General features: G+C 64.3%; 18 protein-coding genes. 10 read left to right on the plus strand and 8 right to left on the minus strand.

Annotated elements, in window-relative coordinates; translation table 11 throughout:
• Window position 1: 1 nt before the first annotated feature.
• Window positions 2-703 (minus strand): Crp/Fnr family transcriptional regulator, encoded by a 702-nt coding sequence (locus G3W89_RS15310; protein ID WP_162574989.1) that lies wholly within the window; start codon window positions 701-703, stop codon window positions 2-4.
• A 137-nt stretch (window positions 704-840) separates the two neighbouring features.
• Between G3W89_RS15310 and G3W89_RS15315 the strand changes: the two genes are divergently transcribed.
• Window positions 841-1,287 carry a hypothetical protein gene (locus tag G3W89_RS15315; RefSeq protein WP_162574990.1) on the plus strand — a complete coding sequence of 149 codons (447 nt, stop codon included), beginning with the start codon at window positions 841-843 and terminating at the stop codon, window positions 1,285-1,287.
• Window positions 1,288-1,315: 28 nt separating this feature from the next.
• On the opposite strand, the gene G3W89_RS15320 is transcribed toward G3W89_RS15315, so the two are convergent.
• From G3W89_RS15320 to G3W89_RS15330, 3 genes are all read right to left on the minus strand, one after another.
• Window positions 1,316-2,833 (minus strand): tripartite tricarboxylate transporter permease, encoded by a 1,518-nt coding sequence (locus G3W89_RS15320; protein ID WP_162574991.1) that lies wholly within the window; start codon window positions 2,831-2,833, stop codon window positions 1,316-1,318.
• Window position 2,834: 1 nt separating this feature from the next.
• Window positions 2,835-3,392, minus strand: coding sequence for a tripartite tricarboxylate transporter TctB family protein (locus tag G3W89_RS15325; protein WP_162574992.1), 558 nt, complete (start codon window positions 3,390-3,392; stop codon window positions 2,835-2,837).
• 76 nt (window positions 3,393-3,468) lie between these two features.
• Window positions 3,469-4,428, minus strand: coding sequence for a Bug family tripartite tricarboxylate transporter substrate binding protein (locus G3W89_RS15330; protein ID WP_162574993.1), 960 nt, complete (start codon window positions 4,426-4,428; stop codon window positions 3,469-3,471).
• Window positions 4,429-4,532: 104 nt separating this feature from the next.
• Between G3W89_RS15330 and G3W89_RS15335 the strand changes: the two genes are divergently transcribed.
• The 8 genes from G3W89_RS15335 (at window position 4,533) to G3W89_RS15370 (ending at window position 11,679) form a co-directional block, all read left to right on the plus strand.
• Window positions 4,533-5,213 (plus strand): response regulator transcription factor, encoded by a 681-nt coding sequence (locus G3W89_RS15335; protein WP_162574994.1) that lies wholly within the window; start codon window positions 4,533-4,535, stop codon window positions 5,211-5,213.
• The gene (locus G3W89_RS15340) at window positions 5,210-6,619 is read left to right on the plus strand and encodes a sensor histidine kinase (protein WP_162574995.1); all 1,410 of its coding nucleotides are present in this window, start codon (window positions 5,210-5,212) and stop codon (window positions 6,617-6,619) included. The genes G3W89_RS15335 and G3W89_RS15340 overlap by 4 nt, the downstream gene beginning before the upstream one ends.
• 21 nt (window positions 6,620-6,640) lie before the next feature.
• Window positions 6,641-7,069: an RNA-binding S4 domain-containing protein gene (locus tag G3W89_RS15345; RefSeq protein ID WP_162574996.1), complete on the plus strand. Its 429-nt coding sequence runs from the start codon at window positions 6,641-6,643 to the stop codon at window positions 7,067-7,069.
• Between the two features lie 47 nt (window positions 7,070-7,116).
• Window positions 7,117-7,926: a PPK2 family polyphosphate kinase gene (locus G3W89_RS15350; protein WP_162574997.1), complete on the plus strand. Its 810-nt coding sequence runs from the start codon at window positions 7,117-7,119 to the stop codon at window positions 7,924-7,926.
• A 118-nt stretch (window positions 7,927-8,044) separates the two neighbouring features.
• A complete protein-coding gene (locus tag G3W89_RS15355; RefSeq protein WP_162574998.1) occupies window positions 8,045-8,221 on the plus strand; it encodes a hypothetical protein in 177 nt (58 codons plus the stop codon).
• 326 nt (window positions 8,222-8,547) lie between these two features.
• Window positions 8,548-9,780, plus strand: coding sequence for an NAD(P)/FAD-dependent oxidoreductase (locus tag G3W89_RS15360; RefSeq protein WP_162574999.1), 1,233 nt, complete (start codon window positions 8,548-8,550; stop codon window positions 9,778-9,780).
• A 207-nt stretch (window positions 9,781-9,987) separates the two neighbouring features.
• Window positions 9,988-10,443, plus strand: a complete 456-nt coding sequence (locus G3W89_RS15365) for a hypothetical protein (RefSeq protein ID WP_162575000.1) — start codon at window positions 9,988-9,990, stop codon at window positions 10,441-10,443.
• Window positions 10,444-10,659: 216 nt separating this feature from the next.
• Window positions 10,660-11,679: a S1 family peptidase gene (locus G3W89_RS15370; RefSeq protein ID WP_162575001.1), complete on the plus strand. Its 1,020-nt coding sequence runs from the start codon at window positions 10,660-10,662 to the stop codon at window positions 11,677-11,679.
• Between the two features lie 439 nt (window positions 11,680-12,118).
• Here the strand turns inward: G3W89_RS15370 and G3W89_RS15375 are convergent, their stop codons facing one another.
• The 3 genes from G3W89_RS15375 to G3W89_RS15385 are packed head-to-tail and all read right to left on the minus strand — an operon-like array spanning window position 12,119 to window position 14,418.
• Window positions 12,119-12,952, minus strand: a complete 834-nt coding sequence (locus G3W89_RS15375) for a hypothetical protein (protein ID WP_162575002.1) — start codon at window positions 12,950-12,952, stop codon at window positions 12,119-12,121.
• Window positions 12,949-13,659 (minus strand): hypothetical protein, encoded by a 711-nt coding sequence (locus G3W89_RS15380; protein WP_162575003.1) that lies wholly within the window; start codon window positions 13,657-13,659, stop codon window positions 12,949-12,951. The genes G3W89_RS15375 and G3W89_RS15380 overlap by 4 nt, the downstream gene beginning before the upstream one ends.
• A complete protein-coding gene (locus G3W89_RS15385; RefSeq protein WP_162572181.1) occupies window positions 13,660-14,418 on the minus strand; it encodes a hypothetical protein in 759 nt (252 codons plus the stop codon). It lies immediately after the preceding gene.
• Here G3W89_RS15385 and G3W89_RS15390 point away from each other — a divergent pair.
• Entirely contained in the window at window positions 14,402-14,839 is a 438-nt protein-coding gene (locus G3W89_RS15390; RefSeq protein WP_232076554.1) for a DUF5131 family protein, read from the plus strand. The two genes, G3W89_RS15385 and G3W89_RS15390, sit on opposite strands and share 17 nt — an antisense overlap.
• Before the next feature lie 11 nt (window positions 14,840-14,850).
• Here the strand turns inward: G3W89_RS15390 and G3W89_RS15395 are convergent, their stop codons facing one another.
• Window positions 14,851-15,543, minus strand: a complete 693-nt coding sequence (locus tag G3W89_RS15395) for a hypothetical protein (protein ID WP_162575005.1) — start codon at window positions 15,541-15,543, stop codon at window positions 14,851-14,853.
• Window positions 15,544-15,573: the final 30 nt, after the last annotated feature.

A 15,573-nucleotide genomic window follows, 5' to 3' on the forward strand; every position in this document is an offset into this window, starting at 1 on the left:
CCTACGCACCACGCACCTCCTCCACCATCCGCACGAGCCGTTGCGCGTCCGTCAGCAGTAGCGCCCGGCCGTCCTTGGCCAACAGGCCGTCGCGCCGCAGGGCATTGAGCTCGCGCGTCACCTGCTCGCGGTTGGTGCTGATCTGGCTGGCTAGCTCGGCATGGGTTGGCGCCGGCTCCAACCGCGCGCGGTTGCCCTCGATGCCTGCCGCCTGCGCCAGGCGCAGCAGCTCCGCGTGGACACGGTTCTGTACGCCGAGCGTGCTGAGGTCGATCACGCGCTCGGACAGCTGGCGCACGAGCGCGGTGAGGCTGCGCATGACGCGCTCGGCGACCACTGGCTCGTCGCGCAGCAGCGCGAGGAAGGCTGCGCGATCGAGGCTGGCGACCACGCTTGGCGTGAGCGTCACGACGTCTGCCGAGCGCGGCTGGCCGTCGATAGCCGCCATGTCGCCGAAATGCTCGCCCTCGAGCGAATCGCGGAAGGTGACCTGCCGCCCGCTGGCCGCGTAGATCGTCACCCGCAGCCGGCCGGATACCAGGAAGAAGATATTGGTTTTGCGTTCGGAACGCAGCAGCAGCGGCTTGCCCGCGGGCAGGCTGTGCCACTGGCATTGCGCGGCGATCTGCTCCAGCCGCTCGCGAGACAGGCCGTGCAGCAGCACGATGTGCTGAAGGCCCAGGCTGGAGCGATCAGGCAGCATGGCAAGGACTCCGCAACGACAGCCTCTTTGCAAAACCTGTGCGCTAAAGCACAGCGCCCGGGATGGTGGCCCCTCACAGTAAGGACCGTGATGGATGCGATTTCCGCACCCACACACCCCGCAGAGGAGATTTCATCATGAATACAAAAGTTCTTGTAATTTTTGCTGTCACGTTCGCTGGTGCCGTATCTGCGCAGACCGTTCCTCCGGAGCAATGGGTTGGGTCGCCGATTCCGTCGGCCAGCTTCCTGAGCCGCTCGGCCGTGGTGGCCGACTACGTCGCCACGGCGCCCGCCGAAGCGAGAACGCCGCAGGAGTTCCGCGTCGGGCCGCCTGACGCGCAGCCTGGCGGATTGAGCCGCGCGGAGGCGGTGGCCGACCTGAACCTGTGGCTGCGCTCCGGCCTCGGCCAGAGCGCTTATCGCGACGACTTCGATCCCGCGCACGGGCACTACCGCGCGCAGGTGGCGATCTACCAGCGGCTGCGCCATGGACCAGAATTCACCGCGGAAGTCGCGCGTATCCAGGGCTCTGGCGCGTTCGCCACCACCGCGCAGGCGACGGCGACGCCCGCCGACGAGTAGGCCAAGGCTGCGCGCCGCGGCCGGCCCCCTAGCCGGCCGCGGCGCGCAGCTGCCTGCGATCGCTCATGTACTTGGCCGCGCGCGGCAGTACCAGGACCGCTACGACGACCAAGATCAGCGCGAGCGACATCGGCCTCTGGAAGAACACCACCGCACTGCCCTCGCCGATCGACATCGCGTTGCGTAGCTGCGCCTCGGCCAGGGGGCCAAGAATCATGCCGACCACCACCGGCGCGGTCGGGAAGTCAAAGCGGCGCATCACCACGCCCAGCAAGCCGATCACGTAGAGCAGCACCAGGTCGAAAGAGCTCTGGCGCATGCCGTAGGCGCCAACAGTGGCGAAGATCAGGATGCCCGCGTAGAGCTGCGGCTTGGGGATCTTGAGCAGCTTGACCCACAGGCCCACCATCGGCAGGTTGAGCACCAGCAGCATCACGTTGCCGATGTAGAGCGAGGCGATCAGCGCCCAGACCAGCGCAGCGGAGGTGGTGAAGAGCTGGGGCCCCGGCTGAATGCCGTAGTTCTGGAAGGCGCCCAGCAGGATGGCCGTGGTGTTGGAGGTCGGGATGCCGAGCGTGAGCAGCGGGATCAGCGCGGCGGTTACGGTGGCGTTGTTGGCGGCCTCGGGCCCGGCAACCCCTTCGATCGCGCCTTTGGTGCCGAACTCGGCCTTGTCCTGCGGGTCCTTCACGAGCTTCTTCTCGGCGGCGTAGCTCAGGAAAGTCGGGATCTCGGTACCGCCGGCCGGGATGCAGCCGAAAGGCGTGCCGATGGCGGTGCCGCGCAACCACGCCGGAATGGAGCGCTTCCAGTCGCGAGCCGTCATGTGCACGCGGCTGAGCGTGTTCTGCGTCTCGACGGTACGTCCTTCGTAGAGTACCGCGTAGAGCACCTCCGCCACCGCGAACAGGCCGACCGCGACGAGCACGATCTCGATGCCGTCCAGCAACTCGGGGATGCCGCCGGTGTAGCGGCCCTGGCCGGAGATCTGGTCGAGGCCGATGCAGCCCGCAGCCAGGCCGATGAACAGTGCAGTGATCCCGCGCAGCGTGCTCTTGCCCAGCACCGCGCTCACGGTGGTGAAGGCCAGCACCATCAGGAGGAAGTACTCCGGCGGTCCCAGCTTGACGGCGAATTCGGCCACGTAGGGCGCGAACAACGTGACGATCACCGTGGCAATGGTCCCGGCGAAGAAGGAGCCTATCGCGGCGGTCGCCAGCGCGGCCCCGGCCCGGCCGTTCTTGGCCATCTTGTTGCCTTCCATCGCCGTCACCATGCTGGCGGTCTCGCCCGGCGTATTCAGCAGAATGGAGGTGGTCGACCCGCCATACATGGCGCCGTAGTAGATGCCCGAGAAGAAGATCATCGAGGCGGTGATGTCGACCTTGCCGGTGATCGGCAGCAGCATGGCGACAGCCACCGCGGGACCGATGCCGGGCAGTACGCCAACGGCCGTGCCGAGGGCGCAACCCACGAGGCACCAGAGCAGGTTCGCAGGCGTGATCGCGGCCGCGAAGCCCTGCATCAATGCGTTGAAAATGTCCATGTCAGATCCAGCCCGTCGCAGTCAGGCCTGGCAGGTTGATGGCCAGGAACTTGGTGAACATCCAGTAGACCGGCGTCGCGATCAACAGGCCTGTGACGATGTCGATGAGCCACGTGCGGGGCGAATTGATGCCAGCCTGCCCCTTCGAGCGCCGCAGCCCCTGCACCGCGAGCAGGTAGCACAGCGTGCAGCTCAGGATGAAGCCGATGGTGGTGATCAGCGCCGCGTTGAGCAAGAGGCCGGCCGAGACCCAGGCCAGGCCGCTCCAGTACGCAGGCCCGTCGTCGGGCGCCTCCATGTCCCGGAAGCCACCAGTGCGAGATTCCCAGATGATCCATGCGCCGCAGAGGGTGAGTGCTACCGACACGAGCCAGGGCAGGAAGTTGGGGCCGACGCCGCCATAGCCTGCTTCCGATGAAATGCCGATTGCGCCATAGGCGAGGGCCAGGCCGACGAGGAGAACACCGGCGCCGACGAGGGTCTGCGGCCAGAGCGCCGTCGGGGATGAATCGCGTTCGAGCGGCACGTGCCCACTTGAAGTGGGGTCGATGTTGGACATTGTTCTGGACCTCGCGTGTGATCGAAGGAAAAAGGGGGAGCGCGGCCACGCAGCTCCCGCACGCGCGTGAAGCGCGTCAGACCATGCCGGACTTGTGCATGGTCGCGCGCAGGCTCGCGAACTCCTCGTCCACGAACTTGGCGAAGGGATCTCCCGACAGGACGGCCGGGGTCCAGTCGTTCTTCTTCATCGCCTCGTTCCAGAAGGGGGTCTTGAGCGCGGCCAGGACCAGGTCTGTCAGGGCTTTGCGCTGCTCGGGAGTGATGCCCGGGGCACCGTACACGCCGCGCCAGTTGCCGATCTCGACGTCGATGCCCTGCTCCTTGAGCGTGGGCACGTTGATCCCGGGCAGCCGCTGCGCCGAGGTGACGGCAATGGCGCGCATCTTGCCGTCGGCGATATACGGAGCAAATTCGCTGTAGCCGCTGCCGCCCACGGTGACGTTCCCGCCGAGGATGGCGGCAGTGGCCTCGCCGCCGCCACGGAAGGCCACGTAGTTGATCTTGGATGGATCGGCGCCGACCTTCTGCGCGATCATGGCGGCGGCGATGTGCTCGGTGGAACCGCGCGAGCCGCCGCCCCACTTGACGCTGCCGGGGTCTTTCTTGAGCTGCTCGACCACGTCCTTCATGGTCTTCAGGGGCGAGCTCGCCGGCAGCACGAATACGTTGTACTCGCTGGTCAGCCGCGCCAGCGGCGTGGCCTGGGAGAGATTCACCGGCGGCTTGCCGGTGATGATGCCGCCGAGCATCACGGCGCCCATCACCATCAGCGCGTTCGGGTCGCCCTTGGAGCCGTTGACGAACTGCGCCAGGCCCAGAGCGCCGGCAGCCCCGCCCTTGTTGTCATAGGTGACGGTGTCGGCCAGCTTGGCGTCCGTCATGGCCTTGCCGAGTGCACGGCCCGTGGTGTCCCAGCCACCTCCTGGGTTCGCGGGGATCATCATCTTGATGTTGGGGGCGGCCCAGGCCGACAGCGGCAGGGCTCCGGTAGCGGCCAGTGCGGCCATGGACTTCAGGAAAGTATCTCGACGCATGCATGTCTCCTTGGAGGATCTGAAAGGCGGAACGCCGCTATGATGCGCGCCCCTGCTGTCAGTTGGCTGTCCTGCACACTGGGGTAAACACCGAAATACCGGCCATGAAGCTGCTGTTAGTCGAAGACGACCCCTCGATGCAAACCACCCTGCAGCGCACGCTCGGCCGTCGCATGATCGACGTGCGCCTGTGCGGCGATGGCGCGCAGGCACTGGCGCAGTGGCGCGCGCTCGAGCCCGACGTGGTCGCACTGGACCTGAGCCTGCCCAACCTCGACGGGCTGCAGGTGTTGGCGCAGGCGCGCGCCCAAGGCCTGCGCACGCCGGTGCTGCTGCTGACCGCGCGCGGCACCGTGGGCGATCGGGTGGTCGGCCTCAATACCGGCGCCGACGACTACCTGCCCAAGCCCTTCGACCTCGACGAGCTCGAGGCACGCATCCGCGCATTGCATCGTCGCAATCAGAGCGCCGGGCCCGACGCCGCTCACAGTCCGCAACAGGTCGGCGGCCTGCGTTATGAGCCCGACAACGGTGCCATTTACCACCGCGCCGATGTGCTGGAACTCACGCCTCGCGAGCTCGCACTGCTCAAGGCGCTGATGGTGAAGCCGGGCCATGCGGTGGCCAAGGAACGCCTCTTCGACCTGGTCTTCCCTGGCGCGACCGAGGTGCAGTACGAGGCAGTCGAGGTCGTGGTGTATCGCCTGCGCAAGAAGCTCGCAGGTACCGGCACAGCGCTGATGACCTTGCGTGGCCTGGGCTACCTGCTGCGCGAAGAACCGTGATGCGCGCCGCCTCGCTGCGCGCCAGGCTGCTCACGGGCATCCTGGTACCGGTTGCGCTGTTCATCGTGGTAAATAGCGTGAGCCTGTACCGCCAGAGCCGCGCGGCCGCGACGACCGCCTACGACCGCACCCTGCTTGCTTCGGCCAAGACCATTGGCGAGCAACTCGACGTCGAGGGCTACGACGAGCAGGCCTCGCTGCGCGCCGTCGTTCCCTACTCGGCGCTGGAGGCCTTCGAGGCCGACAACCAGAGCAAGATCTTCTATCGGGTCTCCACGCTCGGCGGCGAGATGATCTCCGGATTCGCCGAGCTGCCGTTCTGGCGCGGCAAGCTGCCGGACCGGCCGCCCTATGCAGCCCTGGTGGACTTCTACGACGATCGCTTTCGCGGGCAGCCGGTCCGCATGGCCGTGCTCCTGCAGCCGGTGGCCAGCGCTCGCGGACGCGCCATGGCCGTGGTGCAGGTAGCCGAGACGCTGGAGCTGCGCGAGACGCTGGTTCGCAAGCTTCTGGTCGACATGCTCTGGCGGCAGCTCGTGCTGCTGGCCGTGATTGCCGGGGTGACCGTGTTCGTGGTGCAGCGCGCCACTCGGCCGGTGCGCCACCTGGGCGAGCTGATCGAAGCGCGCGCGCCCGACGATTTCTCGCCCATCGACGCGCCGGACACGCCCCGCGAGCTGCGCCCGCTGGTCGATGCCACCACCGAGGTCATGGGGCGGCTGCAGCGATTGCTGGACCATCAGAAGCGATTCGTGCGCGACACCGCGCATCAGCTGCGCACGCCGCTGGCGGTGCTCAAGGCCCAGGTGCAGTCGGCACGCCGTGGCGACGTGCCAACCGGCGAGGCACTCGCGGAAATCAGCGACACCGTGGAGCGCGCCACCACGCTGGCCAACCAGATGCTGTCGCTGGCCAAGGTCGAGCAGTTGCGCCAGCAGCCCGATTGGCAGGTGCTGGACCTGGGCGAGGCGGTGCGCCAGGTCGCGCTCGACCTCTCGGCGCTGATGGCCGACAAGGCGCTGGACGTGGAGCTCTCGGGCGGCTCGGTGCTCGTGCGCGCACATCGCTGGATGCTGCAGGAACTGGCCCGCAACCTGCTGCACAACGCCATCAAGCACAGCCCGCGCGGTGGAGCGCTGGTGGTGCGCGTGCGGGCCGAAGAAGCGGCCGCCTTGTTCGTCGTGAGCGACCAGGGTGCCGGCATTCCGGACGAGCTGCGCCAGCGCTTGTTCGCGCCCTTCGCCGCGGGCGACATGGTCAGCGGCTCAGGGCTGGGGCTGGCCATTTGCCGCGAGATCGTGCTCGCGCTGGGCGGAAGCATCGCCCTCGAGAACCGGGAAATCGGCGGACAACGCAACGGGCTCGATGCCGTGGTGCAGCTGCCGCTGGCGGGCGACAATCGCTGAAACCCCCACTCAGACGGAGACATGGACCGCCTGCGCATCGACAAATGGCTCTGGGCCGCGCGCTTCTTCAAGACGCGCACCCTGGCCGCCGACGAAATCGGCAAGAACCGCGTGCAGATCAACGGCGAGGTGGCGAAGGCCTCGCGCGAGGTGAAGGCGGGAGACCTGGTTGCAGTGCGCCTCGGCGGCGGGCTCGACCGCATCGTGCGGGTGCGGGGCCTGAGCGGCCAGCGCGGACCGGCCCCGGTGGCACAGCAGCTCTACGACGAGACGCCCGAGAGCCTGGCCGCTCAGGCGGCTGCGCGCGAGCAGCGGCGAATGGGCAGCGAGCCAGCGCTCAGCATCGTGCAGGGACGGCCGACCAAGCGCGACCGGCGCGACCTTGACCAGGCCCGGCACGTGGATTGGGACAATCGCTGGAGTGCCTCGCTGGATCCCGACGACGAGTGAACGTACCCTCGGACCGATTGCCGACAATCAACAAGGACTCATGGCGAATGGGCAACTTCAAGAAGTACCGGGTCAGCAGTGACAAGTTCAGGCTCGCGAACGTCAACCCGGGCGATTCACCCTTTCTCAAAGGCGACGAGGAAGACCAGCTGGAACGGCTCGAACGGCTGGCCGGGGACCTCGACGAGCTCCAGAACCTGCTCCATGCCGAGGGGCGGCGCAAGGTGCTGCTCGTGCTGCAGGGAATGGACACCAGCGGCAAGGACGGGACCATCCGGTGGGTGTTCTCGCGCACCTCGCCCCTGGGCGTGCGCGTGACGGCCTACAAGGCCCCGAGCGAGGACGAGCGCGCCCGCGACTACCTATGGCGCTGCCATGCCAATGTGCCGCGCGGCGGCGAGATCATGGTGTGGAACCGCAGCCACTACGAGGACGTGCTGGTGCCCTGGGTCGAAGGATGGATCGACAAGGCGGAGCTGATCCGCCGCTACGCACAGATCCAGGATTTCGAACGCCTGCTCGTCGAGACGGGCACGGTGGTCGTCAAGTGCATGCTGCACATTAGCAAGGAGACGCAGCGCGAGCGCTTGCAGTCGCGGGTCGACGATCCTGGCAAACGCTGGAAATTCCGGCTCGACGACCTGGACGTGCGCAAGAAGTGGGCGGCCTACCAGCGCGCCTACGACCAGGCGCTGCGTGGCACCTCCAGCAGCTACGCGCCATGGCACGTCATCCCGTCCGACAGCAAGCGCCATCGCAACCTGATGATTGCCGAACTGCTGGTCAAGACGCTGCGGGACATGAAGCTCGCCCTGCCACGACCGGACCCATCAATGGATGGGCTGCAGGTCAAGTAGGACAACGCCGCATTTTTCACCTTCGTTTCTCCTCCAAATGGCGTATTGAGGCACTGAGCGGCCAATGAGAGACTGCGTAACCGCTATCTCCGCTGCCGCCTACTCTGAGGACCTTCAAATGGACGTGTTGACCACTACAGAGCTGATGACCGGGTTTCTTTCCGTTCTCGGCACCGGCATCCTGTTCCTGATGGTCACCAGCCGGGCTCCGAAGCAGTTGCACGACGAGATCGCGCGCAGGGTCGAGCGCTCGATTGCGCTGCTCGACACCTTCGAGGAGTCGCGCAGCCGCTGAGTCAGGAACGGCGGGCGCCCTGCTCCGAACTCGGCGAGCTCGCGGTTGATGGCCACCAGCATCGCCATCGCCTCGGCTTCATCGAGCTTCGAGTAGAGTCCTCTCTCGACGTTCGCGTTTTCGCCTTTCGCCCTTTGCCTTGGCATTTCGCCTTTTGCCTTTGCCTGTGTCTCTCGGCTTTTCGTCCGACAAACTCCCGATGCCGCGCCACCCCGCTCCGATCACCCCGCTCGCGGCTCTTTTCCTGCCGGGCCTTGGGCGTGCGCAGCAAGCCGAATGGTCATCGCAGCCAACCGGCTCGGGCAAGCGCCGGCTCGCCGGTCTCCATGCGGCCGGCTGACTTGCGGGTCGCCGTCATCGGTGCCGGCGTGGTCGGCAGCTGCATCGCGCTGGCATTGCGCAAGCGCGGCGCGACCGTCACGCTAGTCGACCGCGACGAGCCCGGTCGCGGCTGCAGCTACGGCAACTCTGGCGCACTCAGTCCGGGCTCGGTCGCGCCCTTGGCCATGCCGGGCATCCTGTCCTCTGCGCCCCGTATGCTGCTCGACGAGGAGAGCCCGCTGCACCTGCCCCTGCCCTACCTGGCCAAGGCGGTGCCCTGGCTGATGCGCTTCGTCGCCTCCGCCCAACCCTCGCGGGTCGCGCTCTCGGCCGCCAAGCTGGCGGCGCTGCACGCGGGCGCCATCGATCGCCACGAAGCGCTGGCGCGCGAACTCGGCGTGCCCGAGCTCTTCGTGCGCCGCGGCCACCTGCATCTTTATCCCGACGCGCGCGCCCTGGCCAAGGACGCGGCCGGCTGGCGCATGCGTCTTCACTACGGCTACCCATTCACGCAACTGGACCGCGACGGCATCCTGGCTCTGGAGCCGCACGTGGGCGAGCGCTACCGGGTCGGGATGTTCATTGCCGACCACGCAACCATCGTCAACCCCTTCCGGTATGTGCAGGCGATGGTGCGCGGCTTTACCGCGCGCGGGGGCCGGCTGCGGCACGATGAGGTGCGCGCGATGGCACCGCTGGAGGACGGGCGCTGGTGCCTGGCCACGGCAGGCGCCGTCGATGGCGCTGAAAACTCCTTCGACCACGTCGTGGTGGCGGCGGGGGCCTGGTCGCGCCGGCTGCTGGACCCGCTGGGCGTGCACCTGGCGCTGGAGAGCCAGCGTGGCTATCACGTGCAGTTCCAGGGCGGGCGCGGCACTGTCTCGCGCACCGTGGTGCTGGCCGATCGCAAGATCTTCGTGACGCCGATGGAAGAGGGTCTGCGTGTGGGCGGCACGGTGGAGATTGGTGGCCTGGAGCGCCCGCCCGACCCGCGTCGCGCCGCGATCCTGGAGCGCATCGCGCGGGAGACCTTCGCAAACCTCGACGGCCTGAAAGCCAAGCAGTGGATGGGCCACCGTCCCTGCATGCCCGACTCGGTGCCGGTCATCGGCCCGGCCGCCGGCCGGCCGGGCCTCTGGCTGGCAGTCGGCCACGGCCACCTGGGCCTCACGGATTCCATCAACACCGCGCAGTCGATCGCGAGCGGCATGCTTGGCGCGCGGTCCATCACGCCCTGAACCGGACAAGTGCAGTGCGCTCGATCCAAGCCGAAGTGAAAAGTATCCATACCGCTCGCCGCGGCGGTTTCGTATTCCGGACGCACTCTCTGCAAGCGTCGAGGATTTAACAGCACGCATGCATTTATGCCGCCGGGCACGTCGGCGCTCCGTTCGGCAACAACGACACTTCATCGGGTACGACATTGACGACCTGGAGGACTTGCCATGGAATCACCGGACCTTGAGACCGTCGAGAAGGCACGCGCGCTCATCGACGAAGTCATCGCCGGGCGCAGTCACCTGACCGCCGCCGTTCCCTACTTTGCCCCGACCGACATCGGCTGCTTGCCGCCTGCGCTGCAGGAGGCCGAATCCCGCATCGAAGAGGAGAACGACTTCGGCAATCGCGTGCGCGCCGCCATCCAGATGAGCCTTGCCGCCGCGGCCGCATCGTTGCGTGTCAGCGAATCGCTGATGCAGGACTTTGCCCAACTGGGGTCGCATGATCGCCAGAAAGAACTGGCGCGCTGCGCGTGCGAAGCGCAGGCCTCCAGGGACATCACCGGCCATGTCGCGGCAATCCTTTCGGGCAAGGAAGCACCGAAGCTCGATGCGCTGATGGAGATCAAGCGGCTCAAGTCGGCCATCTATGAGCGGTTCGGTCGCTGGCCCGGCCGCTGAGGCCGGGCGATCGGCTTGCGGAAGCCTGATCCTGCGAGCGCATGCGGGGCGGCTCTGCGGCGTACACTGAGCCGTCCGGCATAGCGCCAAGAAGGAGGCCCCGTCCTCCAACATTTCTGCTGCAACTGATCGTCGCCCAGACCCTGGCGGGGTTCGCGGCAGCTCCTGTCTCGAGAACGCGGCTTGACCGCGTTTCTTTTTTGGAAGGTGCACGCGATGAAGAACCTGCAAGATGCCAGCGAGCGCATCTGCGAACTCAAGGGGAGCCTCATCGCGATCGATGCTCTCCTGCCCGCCCTGCTCGAGGCAATGCCGGTCGCCTCCCACTCACAACTGGTACGCTCGTTCGAGGCACATGCCGAGGCCGCGCGTGCGGTGATGCAGCCCGTCTTACTCTCCGAACAGGTCCTTGCCACCTTCGAGCGCGAGATTGTCCGTTTGCGCGCCGTGCTCGCAGGAACCGCCCCGCCGGCACCACGCAGTGCCACCGAAGCGGCGCTCCTGACCACGACGCGCGTCAGCACCTTCCTGGGACCGAGCTCCCTGTCTGGTGCAAGCGGCTTTTTCTTTCGCCGCGATGGGCGGCTGTTCCTGGTCACCAGCCGGCATGTACTTGCCGATGAAACGAGCAGCCACTTTCCCGACCGGATCGAGGTCGAGGTGCATACCGACACGCTTGACCTGACGCGCTACGCGGCGGTTTCGGTACCGCTCTATCGCGAGGGCCTGAGCCAATGGCGCCAGGCGGCCGACAGCGCCGGCGACGTGGATGTGGCCGCCATCGAGATCGACGTCGGCAGCTTGCCTGCTTCGAGCATCCTGCACGCATTCGGGCCCGAGCACCTCGAAGCCTCGGGTGACATTGCCGAGGTCGGAGACGCGCTGGTCATCATCGGCTTTCCGCTCGGCTTTCATGACACGGTGCACCACCTTCCGGTGGTGCGAAGCGCATCCATTGCCTCGGCCTTCGGCGTGCGCTTCCAGCAGCAGGGTTACTTTCTGACCGACGCCCGCACCCATCGAGGCAGCAGCGGCGCCCCGGTACTGCGGCGCAGCCAGGATCCGAACGCAGACCGGTCACAACTGCCCTGGCAACTGCTCGGGGTGCACTCCACGCGCATGGACATGCGCACGCGCGACCTCTTGCAGGACGAATCGCTCGGGCTCAACTGTGCCTGGTATGCGGACGTGCTCATGGCACTGACGGAGCCGGCTACAGCCGCGGCGAAGGCCTGAATCGCTTCCGCGCGGCGATCTGCCACGGTGGCGCCGGGTGATGCGTGCGGGCGCAAAAAAGCCCCGTCTGGCGGGGCTTTGGATCCTGGCGGAAACGGAGGAAGCCAGAAGCTTAGCCGCCACAACGACTTAGCTCGCCCGTACCCCTCGCCGTACCATGAGCTGGCCGGCACTCTGGGGTTCGAATTGCCGACCGCGACTGCCCTTAAACCGCTCTCCCGGCACCGCACCCATCACATCCACCGCCTCGGTGACTCTTCCCGCGACGGCCTCCAACACGCTCATAAGGGCCCCAGGCGTGTCACACGGGAAAAGCTGGCACTGGGCAGAAGCTACCCTAAACCTACTCCTTCGAAGCACGCTTCCGAGTTAAACGAATTCAAGGTGTCCCCGGCGTGCCGTCACTCCGATCGGGTTATGGGGCCGCTCACCCGTGACGCTATGACGGCGCGAGGGGATTTATCGCTTGCTTACCGAGCGCAGCGCAAAGTGGCTGATGATCTCTGGTGTTTGTGGTTATCACATTACTGCCGGGAGGACACATGACTGCAAAATATGAATCTCCCAGCGCTCTGCAATAGCGTTTATTAAATTTGGCCGGACCTGCATGGATGAGTTCTTTGAGCGCCGCCCGGGCACGTACCATCTCCGGCTTGTCCTTTACTGGGTTGTTCTCCTTCCCGGGTCTCAGGAAGGCGACGATCTTTTCAAGCTCTTCTGGCTTATCAGACAAATATCCCGCAGCTGCGCAACGCATTTCCGGACGACAGCCAAAGCGGCGACCCGGTCCTTCAATCAAGCCATCGGCGTCTAGCGTGAGATCAGACGCACCAAAGCAACCAAGGGGTTGCACGAGCGCCGTAGCAGGGAGACTTCTAGCGCGCTTCCATTGACGAACAATCTGCAATGAAAGATCGTGACACATCTTACGCCGGACCTCCAATGCCATTGGCTCAGTCGATATTCCCGGATAATTTAGTGCTTCGCTTAGAGACTTTGCAAGCGCACGCAGTTGCCCCTCTCTCGTTCTGCCTGTAATGGGTGGCAGATTTAGAACGCTTGTAATGGCGCGCCCTGTGTCCTTTTCCTGCCTAACTCGATTGTGAGCTGCGCAGAGAATATGAAGAACACCTGCCGACATTTCACGAAGCGCATAATGCGGTATTTGAGAGGGCGTGAACGCTCGCGCATGCTGTTCTGCTTTAGCGCTCCACTCGCTACCCGCGGTTGATGCCGCGACTACAAGCGTAGTATCGATAAAAGAACCGGTCAAACTTCCAGTTCCGACTGCGCACTAGCGGCGGCGGATTCACTTGTGATGGCAGGCGAAGCAAGCCCAAAATACGCCAACAGATCGTGCGCAAATTTCGACACAGACCTGTCGTTGCCATCCCAGCCCGCCTGCTCCAAATCATCGACGGAATCTGCGGCGTCGCTTAGCGACATCGTCGGAGTTTCCACCAATGCATATAGGCAACGTTGCATCGCCATCAATGAGTCTCGATTCAACGTATCGTAATGGGGTGCGTTTAAAGCCTGCGCCGCATAACTCACTACGGCGCCGAGCGCCTCGTTAAAAGAAGTGTATGCGTGCGCACGATTCAGGCTTCCTGCGACAATACCAAGCGCAGCCCACAATTCTCCCATCTGCGCATTGGCGTACGCCTCAACCGCCGAATCCATGTCCTTAATGGCAAGCTTCAAATGTTCAATAGCGAACGATGCATTTGACGGCAAAGTTTGGTCGTAGTAGTGCGGATAAAGCGTGCGAGGATCTGCGCGCTCCACTGAGCTTGTAGCGTGCTCAGTTAGTGACGGCGTCTGATCCAGTGCCGAAGCGGTTTCAATTTGATCGTATATATCTGTAAATTGCTTCCATAGCGACGAAGTTGCAGCAGATGAGACTGACGCGCCCGATTTCACGGTCGGCATAACAACGGTCGACTCGCGACCAACATCAGTATTCAGGGAGGTTGACATTTATTTTCCCACTATTTCTGGCAAGTCTCGATTAAGGAGATGTTGATACCCCTTTAACCAATCGGGCGCACTAAACCTAGCCGCGTCAATCGGCTTCTTGGTTTGACGATCGACGTCAACAATTACTCGATCGACGACCTTCTTGCCTTCTATCTCTGGAAATTCCTCTTGCGCAGGAATCTCTATTGCCACTTGTTGAGGGCTTACTCGAACAATGGTCAAAGCTTGATCGTCTTCAAATTGAAGATGCGCCGACCCTCCGTTAAGGGGACTGTCGACTGCACAGTCAAACACCCTTCTAGGTGGCCAGTTCACAAGATTCATGGCGAGGTAGGCCTTGTGCGCGGATTCTCGATCGGCATATTTTTTCTGAAAGATTGCCCTAGTTCCAATCTTGTCGATCGTTTCTAGTTCGAGAATTGATGTCCATAGTTGGATCGTCTTGGCTATCTGCTCGGCAGCTCCAAATCCTTTGGGGCCGGTGACGATCACATAGGACATATCCAGTCCCATCTGTACACGTGCATTCTTGGCAAGAGCCTGTACTGAACCAGCCTCAGCCTTTTCCAGCTTCCACCCAGGCCACAAAACTGAGACCTTCCGAGTCAACTCTCCCGCCCGATCCCATAGTAGATACGCAGGCGGATAGTTAAACTGAAGCGTGAGTTGGGAGATTTGGAAGTCTTGCACTAGGTTACGGTGCGTTACGTGCCGAATCGGCATCCCGGGAGTATCCGATAATTTGATAACAACGGCCACGATTGCTTCCACTGCGCCGGCACAATCCGTCGCGCTTCACCTCACCACCCCGCAGTGCGCGTCCTGGACGGGCTGGGAGTTCCTCAAGCAGCTCATCAGCGGAGGCGAGAGCGGCCACAAGGCCAGGCCATCGCACCCGGACTGGCACCGCGTCGCGCGCGACTTCGCGCAAGCGCATGGCATCGCCTACATGCTGAAGCAGATTGGCGAGTGGGCGCCTGGCTCCGGTGACTTCGGACAGGGCCGGTACCGCACCGCTGCGGTGGCGCAGGATGGCCGGGTTGTCGATGGCGGATTTGATCGCGCCGGCTATCCGGCAGGCGCCACATCAGCTGACGGCTGGGCCATGGTTCACTGGGCAGGAAGGAAGGCCGCTGGCCGGCTGCTGGACGACCGCGAGTGGAACGAGGTGCCGTCATGAAGCGCCGTAGATCAGCGCTTGCTCATCGCGCCACTGGTGATCTGCTGGATGTAGCTGAGGCGGCCCTTCACTGCAAGGCCATCCTGTTGCAGGTGCCCGAAAAAGCCTGTCAGTTCCTTCTCGAGTTGGTGCAAGTTGTCCTGGAGATGACTGAGCCGAAGTTGTTCGTTGATCAATGCCTCGGGATGGCGGCTCAAATGCAGCTGTTGGAGGTTGAATTCCAAGCACGCGATGATGTCCTTAAACCGAACGACGTGTGCAACGCTCTCGTAGGTCGGAAGTGTGTGGACCGGAACAGCGTCGATCGTCTTCCAGAACTCCCGGTAGAAGGTATCTGTATAGACGTCAGTGAGCCAGCGGCTTGCATCCTCCCGGAGACTGCAGACAGCAGCCTCGGCTTCTCGAAACTCTTGCAGAGCCATGTCAGCCAGCGCCCCCACTGCACTGAGCGATCTTGCGGCCTGATCATTGGAAATCTCCCTCTGCAGGTTCCGGCTGTGTACAGCCTGCCGACGAGCAACTTCAATAGCCGCGACGATCGCTCCGATCGACCCAACGGCCTGAATCCATGCGGCAGTCGATTGGCTCGCAAGGAAGTCGCCGATGGCCTTCCATCCGAAAGCCATGTAGAAGCCCGCTACTACTCCGGCCGTAACGACGAGCGAGAACGCTACGTAGTCAGCGGTTGTGTATCCCTTGTTCACGCTCGCTCCTCTCGTTCTGGGAAGGTCCAA

Source organism: Variovorax sp. PBL-H6, from assembly GCF_901827155.1.
Taxonomy (GTDB): Bacteria; Pseudomonadota; Gammaproteobacteria; order Burkholderiales; family Burkholderiaceae_C; genus Variovorax.

Excerpts from the sequence above, each read along its gene's own strand:
- G3W89_RS15310 (WP_162574989.1), bottom strand. The coding sequence starts at position 703 with ATGCTGCCTGATCGCTCCAGCCTGGGCCTTCAGCACATCGTGCTGCTG.
- G3W89_RS15315 (WP_162574990.1), top strand. The coding sequence starts at position 841 with ATGAATACAAAAGTTCTTGTAATTTTTGCTGTCACGTTCGCTGGTGCC.
- G3W89_RS15320 (WP_162574991.1), bottom strand. The coding sequence starts at position 2,833 with ATGGACATTTTCAACGCATTGATGCAGGGCTTCGCGGCCGCGATCACG.
- G3W89_RS15325 (WP_162574992.1), bottom strand. The coding sequence starts at position 3,392 with ATGTCCAACATCGACCCCACTTCAAGTGGGCACGTGCCGCTCGAACGC.
- G3W89_RS15330 (WP_162574993.1), bottom strand. The coding sequence starts at position 4,428 with ATGCGTCGAGATACTTTCCTGAAGTCCATGGCCGCACTGGCCGCTACC.
- G3W89_RS15335 (WP_162574994.1), top strand. The coding sequence starts at position 4,533 with ATGAAGCTGCTGTTAGTCGAAGACGACCCCTCGATGCAAACCACCCTG.
- G3W89_RS15345 (WP_162574996.1), top strand. The coding sequence starts at position 6,641 with ATGGACCGCCTGCGCATCGACAAATGGCTCTGGGCCGCGCGCTTCTTC.
- G3W89_RS15350 (WP_162574997.1), top strand. The coding sequence starts at position 7,117 with ATGGGCAACTTCAAGAAGTACCGGGTCAGCAGTGACAAGTTCAGGCTC.
- G3W89_RS15355 (WP_162574998.1), top strand. The coding sequence starts at position 8,045 with ATGGACGTGTTGACCACTACAGAGCTGATGACCGGGTTTCTTTCCGTT.
- G3W89_RS15360 (WP_162574999.1), top strand. The coding sequence starts at position 8,548 with ATGCGGCCGGCTGACTTGCGGGTCGCCGTCATCGGTGCCGGCGTGGTC.
- G3W89_RS15365 (WP_162575000.1), top strand. The coding sequence starts at position 9,988 with ATGGAATCACCGGACCTTGAGACCGTCGAGAAGGCACGCGCGCTCATC.
- G3W89_RS15370 (WP_162575001.1), top strand. The coding sequence starts at position 10,660 with ATGAAGAACCTGCAAGATGCCAGCGAGCGCATCTGCGAACTCAAGGGG.
- G3W89_RS15380 (WP_162575003.1), bottom strand. The coding sequence starts at position 13,659 with ATGTCAACCTCCCTGAATACTGATGTTGGTCGCGAGTCGACCGTTGTT.